This window comes from Brevundimonas sp. (genome assembly GCF_052436175.1).
Taxonomy (GTDB): domain Bacteria; phylum Pseudomonadota; class Alphaproteobacteria; order Caulobacterales; family Caulobacteraceae; genus Brevundimonas.
The window spans coordinates 1-7,521 of the sequence record NZ_JBQVNM010000091.1; the positions used below are offsets into that span (position 1 = coordinate 1).

The following is a 7,521-nucleotide window of genomic DNA, read 5'->3' on the forward strand; positions in this document are numbered from 1 at the left end:
GGGCCGAGGCGCCGTCTTCGGTCACCAGCTCTTCGGACGGATTGTCGGGGGCAGCCGCCTCGATCACCTCGCTGGAGATGATCGACACAGGGGTGGAGGCGACCGTGGGCGGCAGGACCTCGTCCTTGGGCCAGGCGACGAAGAACAGGCCCACGGCGCCCGCATGCAGCAGGACCGAGGCCAGGATCGCCGGTGACGGACGCCGCGCCTGCACCCTATTGTCCTCCGGAAGCCGTCTCGGGCGCCGTGTCTGTGATGAGGTTCAGCTTGGTGAAGCCGCCCGTGGACAGCCGCGCCATGACCCGGGCCACCGCCTGATAGGGGGCGCGGCCGTCGGCGCGGACGAAGATGGGCTTCTCGTCGCGCGCTTCGGCCGGGATCGCGCCACCGACCTCCGTCAGCAGGTTTTGGTAGGCGACCGGATCCTTGCCGATGAAGATGGCGCCCGACTGGTCGATAGAGACGGTGACCGGCTCCTTGTCGGTCGGCACGGCGCCGGCCTCGGTCTTGGGCAGCTCCACCGGCACGCCCGTGGTCAACAGGGGCGCCGAGATCATGAAGATGATGAGCAGCACCAGCATCACGTCCACCAAGGGAGTGACGTTGATCTCGCTCAGCGGCCGTTTCCGCGCCCGCCGTCGGCCGCGAACATGTCCGGCCCCTGCGCCTCCGCCCATGGCCATGGTCAGTCGTCCCGGCGAGCGGCGGCGGGCGATGAGGCGCTGGGGGCGCCCAGACGCCGGGCGACGGCGGCCTGGAGGTCATCGGCGAAGCTCTCCAGCCGGCCGGAGAACTTGCCCGCGTCGATGGAGAACTTGTTGTAGCCGATATAGGCGGGGATGGCCGCCGCCAGGCCGATGGCCGTGGCGAACAGGGCCTCGGAGATCGCCGGGGCCACGGTGGTCAGGTTGGTGTTGCCGGCCGAGGCGATGGCCCCAAAGGCGCGCATGATGCCCCAGACCGTGCCGAACAGGCCGATGAAGGGCGAGGCGGTGGCCACCACCGACAGGACGCCCAGGCCGTTCTCGACCCTCTGTCCCTCGCGGGCGATGATGGAATCCAGCGACCGGTCGATCCGGGCGATCAGCAGATTGCCCTGCTGCTCGGTCAGGGGGCCGCGCGCCCGGGTCTCGCGCCAGTCGGACAGGGCCGTCACCAGCATGCGGGGCAGGGCGTGTTCGGGATGCGACCCGGCCTGGGCAGCGATATCCTCGAGCGAACGGCCCGAACTCAGCTCCTTCTCGAAGGCCTCGGCCTGGCGGTTCAGGGTGGTGAACCGGATGGCCTTGTCGATGATGACGGCCCAGGACCAGACCGACGCCACGGCCAGGCCGATCATGATGGCCTTCACCACCCAGTCGGCCGCCATGAACAGGGCGATCGGGTTCAGCATGGATTCGGCGACGGGTTCGACCATGGGGCCTCTCAAGCGGGTGCGGATTCGCTGGAGCCGAGCCTAACCGGCGCCGTGACGATAGTAAGGCGGTGAAAGCCCGCGTCGGGCGCCGGCGTCAAGCGCAAGCCAGCCTGGCGTCAACGCCGGTGGTGCAGACGCTTCCACAAACGGTAGGCGACGATGGGCGCGAAGCCGCAGATCAGGGCGACGGCCAAGGTCGGCCAGAAGCCGATCTCCAGCCAGTAGCCCACCCCGCCCCCGATCCCGGCCGCGAGCAGCGGGCCGAGATAGGGGAGCCACATCGGCGGCCGCATCTTCATTCAGGCGTCGACCTTGATGACGCCGCGACGGATCTGGTCCAGCTCGATGGAATCGAACAGGGCCTGGAAATTGCCGTTGCCGAAGCCCTCGTTGCCCTTGCGCTGGATGATCTCGAAGAAGATCGGACCGAAGGTGTCCTGGGTGAAGATCTGCAGCAGCAGGCCCTCTTCGTCCGAGCCGTCGATCAGGATGCGGTTCTTGCGCATGCGTTCGACGTCCTCGCCGTGGTTGGGCAGGCGTTTGTCGATCAGTTCGAAATAGGTCTCGATGGTGTCCTGGAAGGCGACGCCGCGTTCCTTCATGGCCTCGACCGTCTCGAAGATGTTCTCGGTCGTCAGGGCGATGTGCTGGATGCCCTCGCCCTTGTAGCGGCGGATGAACTCCTCGATCTGGGAGTTCTCGTCCTGGCTTTCGTTCAGGGGGATGCGGATGGCGCGGTCGGGGGCGATCATGGCCTGGGAGAAGAGGCCGGTCGCCTTGCCCTTGATGTCGAAATACTTCTGTTCCTCGAAGTTGAAGATCGAGTTGTAGAAGCCGGACCAGGTGCGCATCTGTCCGCGCCGGACGTTGTGGGTCAGGTGGTCGAGAACCTCCAGACCCATGGAGTTCTTGCGTTCGGCCTCTTCCCAGCCCTCGATCTCGTCCCACTGGTCGTAGAGGGAGCCGGCCTCGCCATAGGCGTCGACCAGATAGAGGAGGGAGCCGCCGATGCCCTGCAGCACCCACGGATAGTCGGCGCCGAGGGCGGCGTTGGAATCCTCGGCCTTGACCGCGCCGCGCGCCAGGGCGCCCTCATAGGCGGTCTTCGCATCGGCGACGCGGAAGGCCATGCCGTTGGCCGACGGGCCGTGGTCGGCGGCGAAGGCGGCGGCCTGACCCTTGGGATCGGCGTTGACCAGCATGGTGATGTCGCCCTGCTTCAGGCGCACGGCGCCGGTCGAGGGATTCACATGGGTGCGGGTGAAGCCCATCAGCTCCAGCCGGCCGATCATGGCCTCGGGCTCGGGCCCGGTGAACTCGACGAACTCGAAACCATCGACGCCCAGGGGGTTGTCGAGGTCGATCTGGGCGGCGGTGGTGGGGGTAGTCGCATCAGTCATGCGGGCGGCTCCCTAAAGGTGAACAGGCGGCGGTCGCCGCGATTGGCCGGGAACCTAGTCGTCCATCGTCGCCGAGCCAAGGCATGGGCGCGGAGTCGTGATCGCTGGCATCGGAGGAGGCCGGTGGATCAGCGCAGAACCGCCTGCGGATCGACCAGCCTGACGTCATGCATCTGGTCCAGATAGGCCTCGTAGTAGCCCTTGTGCGAGGCGCCCACGATGGTCAGCATCTTCGTGCCGGGGTGCTGGCCGAGGACATCGCGCATATTGGCGACCATGCGCAGGTTCCGCGTTTCCCAATAGCCCAGATACTGGCGACCGAACCCTTGGGGCGAGGGCTCCATGAAGGCCGCCCCGAAGTCGGAGAGATAGGTCCGTTGCGGGGCGGCGGACGCATTGTAGGCGCGGTAGAGCTGGAGGAGTCCGTCCGCCTCCCCAAGGCGGGCACCGAGCTGTTCGTCTTCGGCCCTGCGCGCGGCCGTGGCCGGGTTGTCCCAGGCGCCCATGACGGCGTCGCCATAGGCCTTCTTCTCCGCCGGGTCGGCCGGGTCGGGGGTGTCGGCGGAGTGGTCGTCGACGCTCCACAGCCGTTCCAGCCCCAGGCGGGCCGCGAGAGGGGCGGAGATGAGCCAGGTCTCGTTCGGCCGGTCCTTGATGCGGTTCAGCATGGCGACGAGGGGCTCGGTCAGGCCCTCGCCGACGATCCGGTCCTCGGGGGCCAGCCTCAGCCATTGCACCAGGGCGGAGCCTCGCTCTCCAGCCGCGAGGAAGACGGCGGCCAGACGCCGCCGCTGGGCCGCCGTCGGCTGCGCGGGCCAGGCGGCCAACAGGCGTTCGGCCTCGGCGTTGGCGGCGGGGACGTCCAGCCCGGTGGCCTCGTTGGCGGGTGTGGAGTTCCAGCAATAGGACTCGATCGTGGAGGCGTAGCGGCTGGGGTAGCGCCGCAGGCTGTCGCACTGGAGACCCGACAGGTCCTCCGTCGCGATGGCGGTCGGCTTCCAGGCGGCCAGACGGTCCAGCAGGGGCTCCAGGCTCGCGGGCTTGAAGCCCTCGCCCAGGTTGGACAGGTGAGGTGTGCCCAGGACCAGAACCTCGTTGAGCGCGCCGGGCGGCGGACCCTTCAACTGGTCGGGATGGAAGGCCTGTCGATAATCCTGGGCCGAGGCGGCGGTGGTCGCGCCCAGAGCGATCAGGGTCACGGCGGCGAGGGCGATCATCGAGCGTGGGGGCGGCAGGGACATCTCGGGGGCCGTTCGGAACGTGAAGGGGGAGCCGGACGCCCGGCGAGCCGCACCATGGAAGAGACCCGACCGGGGCGCCCGTTAATTTCTGGACAGATGAGGCGTGCGACTCCGGCGCCGCTGGCTCCCGGCCGGAGGCCTTGCTAGGGAGGCGGTCGTTCCAGGGATCGACATGCTCCGCAAACTCTACGACTGGGTCTTCGTTCAGGCCCGCAAGCCGAACGCCACGCGCGTCATGGCCGCCGTCTCGTTTTCCGAGAGCTCCTTCTTCCCCATTCCCCCGGACGTGATGCTGGCGCCGATGGTGCTGGCGCGGCCGGACCGGGCCTATTTCTATGCGACTGTCTGCACCGTGGCCTCGGTGCTGGGCGCCCTGCTGGGCTATGCGATCGGCTTCTTCCTCGAGCCCGTGGGAATGTGGATGCTGGCGGTGCTGGGCAAGGCCGACACCTTCGAGGCGTCGAAAGCCCTGTTTCAGGAGCACGGCGCCTGGGTGATCCTGATCAAGGGGCTGACGCCGATCCCGTTCAAGCTGATCACCATCGCCTCGGGCATCTTCGCCTTCAACCTGCCCCTGTTCATCCTGCTGTGCACGATCACGCGGGGCGCGCGCTTCTTCCTGGTGGCCTTCGTGCTCAAGACCTGGGGGCCGGCCATGCTGACGGTGATCGAGAAGCGACTGGCCCTGTTCACCGTCATCGGACTGGTCTTGCTGGCCGGCGCCTTCGTGGCGGTGAAGATGATCGGCCACTGAGCGAGGGCCGAACGTCGGGGCGTTTGTGAGATGGCGCGACCGGGAGTAGTAACGGGGACGATGATCCAGCTGTACCGTCTCCTGACCCGTTGGTGGACCGCCTTCGCCCTGGCTGCGTCCCTGGCGATGCTGGGCGCGGCCCATGCGTTCGAGAGGTTCGGCGGCATGCCGCCCTGCAACCTGTGCCTGAAGCAGCGTGAGGTCTTCTGGGGCGCGGTGACCGTCTCGGCCGTGGCCACGGCCTGGGCCGTTATCAGCCGGGCCAGCCGGGGCACGCCGCGCATCGCCTCCTTCCTGCTGTTCGTCGTCTTCCTAACCGGGGCCGTGACCGCGACCTTCCACGCCGGGGGCGAGCTGAAATGGTGGGCCTTGCCGGCGACCTGTTCGGCCGCAGGCGGGCCGGCGGACCTGTCCAGCCTGACGGCCCTGGCCCTGGGCGAGGGGCCGGTGAGCAAGGTGGTGTCGTGCGGCGACATTCCCTGGTCCTGGCTGGGTCTGTCGATGGCGGGCTGGAACGCCGTGATCTCGGCCGGACTGGCGATCTTCAGCCTGATGGCCGCCAAACGCCCCAAGGACGCCCGTGCCCCCAGAAGCTGAAACGACACGCTCCCCGCGCCCTCCGTTGGCGCGACCCGGCCTCGGCGCGAGCCGCAGGCGGCGTGGCGAGATCCTGCGCGTGGATCACGCCGGGGAATATGCGGCGGTGCAGATCTATCGCGCCCAGCGCGCCGTCTTCGCCGGGCGGCCGGGCCGTGAGGCCATCGCCGCCGACATGGCCGAGATGGAAGGGCAGGAGCAGGTGCATCTGGACCGGTTCAACGCCCTGCTGACCGCCGAGGGCGTGCGGCCGACCCTGATGCTGCCGGTCTGGCGACTGGCGGCCCAAGCCCTGGGCGTCGGCACGGCCCTGATGGGGGAGAAGGCCGCCCACGCCTGCACTGAGGCGGTGGAAAGCGTCATCGAGGAACACTACGCCGAGCAGGTGGCCGAGACCGAAGGCGTCGATCCGGCCCTGTCGGCCGAACTGGCCCGGTTCCGCGACGAGGAACTGGCCCACCACGACCATGCAGTGGCTCAGGGATCGCGCGAGGCCCCGGCGCATCGGTTGTTGAGCGCCGTCATCAAGGCCGGATGCCGGGCGGCGATCAAGGTCAGCGAGCGGGTCTAGGCCGCAGCGGCATCACGTTTTCCGGCGCGTTCTGAGCAGTCGCAACATTTATGTTGCAAGTGCGAACATGTGAGTCATTCTTCAGCTGTCTTCCTTCTCCCCAAGGAGTTTCAGCCATGTTGTTCTCGCTTCTGGCCCTCGTGGCCGCGCTGCAGACCCAAGCCCCCGCCCCTCAGGTCGTGCGGGTCGCCTTGACGCCTCCGCCCGCCGCCGCCCCGGCGCCTTCACCCGTCGCACCGACGCCCCAGGCCGAGCCGGAGCCGGCGGTGGAAGCCGTCGCGGAAGCGCCGCGCACCCGCCAGGTCTGCCGCTATGTGGAGGTGACGGGTCAGCGTTTCGCGCAGCGTCGCTGCCGCACGGTGCCGATCGACTGACACTTCCGCATCTTATGGCCAGGCTTGCCCCCGACGGGGAGACAGGTCATGACCGATCTGTCCATGCCAGTTTGTAAGGGAAATCACCCCATGTTCGTGATCGGCCTCGCCTCGCTTCTCGCCGTTCTGTCCGCCGGACAGACGAACGCCGCCGGGACCGCGCCCGCGACGGCGGCCGCTCAAACGCCGGGCGGCTCGACCCCGCCGGTGACGCCGGGCGCCGCTCCGGCCGCCCCGCGCGAGCGCATGGTCTGCACCACGACGGAGGTGACCGGCACCCGCTTCCCGGTTCGCCGCTGCCGGACCGCCGCCCAGGTGGCCGCCGAGCGGAACGAAAGTCAGGATCAGCTGCGTCAGGCCCAGTTCAACCGGATGCCGTCCAGCGGCAACTGACGTCCGGCGTCAGGGGCGCGGATCGACGTCGAAGGCCAGCATCAGGGTGCGCTGGATCGGACTGAAGTTGTCGTCCGACAGGATGTAGAGGCGCGTCCGCCCGTCGCGGGTCTCGGCCGTGATCCCCTCGAAGTTGTCGGTCGTGCCGGGCAGTTTCAGCGAGACGAGGACCGGGCCCAGTTCGCCGTTCGGGGCCATGCGGCGGATATGGGCGCGAGGGCCGGCGGGCAGGCTGAAGGCGCGCTGGACCACGAACCAGCCGGGGCCGGAGGGGTCGCGGTCCATGCCGGTGATGCGGAAGTCGGCGTCCGGGATGGGGGTCGCCGGCGGGGGCGTGATCAGGCGGCAGCCCACGGGCGCGCAGTCCCAGGCCCCGCCGCTCTCGCCCGTCACGATCCATCCGGTCGAAGAGGCGGCTACGCCCTCCATGCCGTCGTTCTCGGCGAAGGCGAAATCCGGGTGGCGCACGGCGACCGGCCGGACGTTCAGACCGGGCAGGCGGCCGTAATCCCAGATGCGGTGGTTGCGCTCGAACGAGACCAGCAGATGGCCGTTCGGCAGGAGGACCAGCCCCTCGGCGTCGCCGTCGGCCTTGTCCTGGATCGGCTCACCGTCTGCGAGGGTCAGGCGGCGGGTCGAGAGGGCGTCCAGCCCGGACAGTCGCCCCTCGGCGTCCAACAGGATCCGGCCGCGCACCAGATCGCCGACGTCGGTGACGGAGACGAAGCCGCCGTCGCGGTCGGTCAGTTTCAGGTCCGACAGGCTATGCAGGGG

General features: G+C 68.8%; 12 protein-coding genes. 5 read left to right on the forward strand and 7 right to left on the reverse strand.

Translation table 11 applies throughout. The features are described 5' to 3' along the window. From ACT6QK_RS14230 to ACT6QK_RS14255, 6 genes are all read right to left on the reverse strand, one after another. Positions 1-214 (reverse strand): hypothetical protein (locus ACT6QK_RS14230; protein ID WP_444598483.1); only part of this gene is annotated, 214 nt, incomplete at its 3' end. A 1-nt stretch (position 215) separates the two neighbouring features. Then, positions 216-683, reverse strand: coding sequence for an ExbD/TolR family protein (locus tag ACT6QK_RS14235; RefSeq protein WP_444598484.1), 468 nt, complete (start codon positions 681-683; stop codon positions 216-218). Positions 684-685: 2 nt separating this feature from the next. Then, complete coding sequence (gene tolQ / locus ACT6QK_RS14240; protein ID WP_444598485.1) at positions 686-1,417, reverse strand: protein TolQ; 732 nt, start codon at positions 1,415-1,417, stop codon at positions 686-688. Between the two features lie 116 nt (positions 1,418-1,533). Further along, positions 1,534-1,698 (reverse strand): hypothetical protein, encoded by a 165-nt coding sequence (locus ACT6QK_RS14245; RefSeq protein ID WP_444598486.1) that lies wholly within the window; start codon positions 1,696-1,698, stop codon positions 1,534-1,536. Between the two features lie 18 nt (positions 1,699-1,716). After that, positions 1,717-2,817 carry a 4-hydroxyphenylpyruvate dioxygenase gene (gene hppD, locus ACT6QK_RS14250; protein ID WP_444598487.1) on the reverse strand — a complete coding sequence of 367 codons (1,101 nt, stop codon included), beginning with the start codon at positions 2,815-2,817 and terminating at the stop codon, positions 1,717-1,719. A gap of 128 nt (positions 2,818-2,945) precedes the next feature. Next, positions 2,946-4,058, reverse strand: coding sequence for a DUF5694 domain-containing protein (locus tag ACT6QK_RS14255; RefSeq protein WP_444598488.1), 1,113 nt, complete (start codon positions 4,056-4,058; stop codon positions 2,946-2,948). Positions 4,059-4,230: 172 nt separating this feature from the next. On the opposite strand from ACT6QK_RS14255, the gene ACT6QK_RS14260 reads away from it, so the two are divergent. The 5 genes from ACT6QK_RS14260 to ACT6QK_RS14280 all read left to right on the forward strand — a co-directional run bounded on the left by ACT6QK_RS14260 (position 4,231) and on the right by ACT6QK_RS14280 (position 6,747). Then, positions 4,231-4,812, forward strand: coding sequence for a YqaA family protein (locus tag ACT6QK_RS14260; protein WP_444598489.1), 582 nt, complete (start codon positions 4,231-4,233; stop codon positions 4,810-4,812). Between the two features lie 60 nt (positions 4,813-4,872). Beyond that, positions 4,873-5,409, forward strand: coding sequence for a disulfide bond formation protein B (locus tag ACT6QK_RS14265; protein ID WP_444598490.1), 537 nt, complete (start codon positions 4,873-4,875; stop codon positions 5,407-5,409). Continuing rightward, positions 5,393-5,980, forward strand: coding sequence for a demethoxyubiquinone hydroxylase family protein (locus ACT6QK_RS14270; protein ID WP_444598491.1), 588 nt, complete (start codon positions 5,393-5,395; stop codon positions 5,978-5,980). The genes ACT6QK_RS14265 and ACT6QK_RS14270 overlap by 17 nt, the downstream gene beginning before the upstream one ends. Before the next feature lie 116 nt (positions 5,981-6,096). Continuing rightward, the gene (locus tag ACT6QK_RS14275) at positions 6,097-6,354 is read left to right on the forward strand and encodes a hypothetical protein (protein WP_444598492.1); all 258 of its coding nucleotides are present in this window, start codon (positions 6,097-6,099) and stop codon (positions 6,352-6,354) included. Positions 6,355-6,444: 90 nt separating this feature from the next. Beyond that, positions 6,445-6,747: a hypothetical protein gene (locus ACT6QK_RS14280; RefSeq protein ID WP_444598493.1), complete on the forward strand. Its 303-nt coding sequence runs from the start codon at positions 6,445-6,447 to the stop codon at positions 6,745-6,747. Between the two features lie 9 nt (positions 6,748-6,756). Here the strand turns inward: ACT6QK_RS14280 and ACT6QK_RS14285 are convergent. After that, positions 6,757-7,521 (reverse strand): esterase-like activity of phytase family protein (locus ACT6QK_RS14285; protein ID WP_444598494.1); only part of this gene is annotated, 765 nt, incomplete at its 5' end.

Coding starts and splice junctions, on each gene's coding strand:
- hppD (WP_444598487.1), bottom strand. CDS start 2,817: ATGACTGATGCGACTACCCCCACCACCGCCGCCCAGATCGACCTCGAC.
- ACT6QK_RS14265 (WP_444598490.1), top strand. CDS start 4,873: ATGATCCAGCTGTACCGTCTCCTGACCCGTTGGTGGACCGCCTTCGCC.
- ACT6QK_RS14280 (WP_444598493.1), top strand. CDS start 6,445: ATGTTCGTGATCGGCCTCGCCTCGCTTCTCGCCGTTCTGTCCGCCGGA.
- ACT6QK_RS14235 (WP_444598484.1), bottom strand. CDS start 683: ATGGCCATGGGCGGAGGCGCAGGGGCCGGACATGTTCGCGGCCGACGG.
- ACT6QK_RS14275 (WP_444598492.1), top strand. CDS start 6,097: ATGTTGTTCTCGCTTCTGGCCCTCGTGGCCGCGCTGCAGACCCAAGCC.
- ACT6QK_RS14255 (WP_444598488.1), bottom strand. CDS start 4,058: ATGTCCCTGCCGCCCCCACGCTCGATGATCGCCCTCGCCGCCGTGACC.
- ACT6QK_RS14245 (WP_444598486.1), bottom strand. CDS start 1,698: ATGTGGCTCCCCTATCTCGGCCCGCTGCTCGCGGCCGGGATCGGGGGC.
- tolQ (WP_444598485.1), bottom strand. CDS start 1,417: ATGGTCGAACCCGTCGCCGAATCCATGCTGAACCCGATCGCCCTGTTC.
- ACT6QK_RS14260 (WP_444598489.1), top strand. CDS start 4,231: ATGCTCCGCAAACTCTACGACTGGGTCTTCGTTCAGGCCCGCAAGCCG.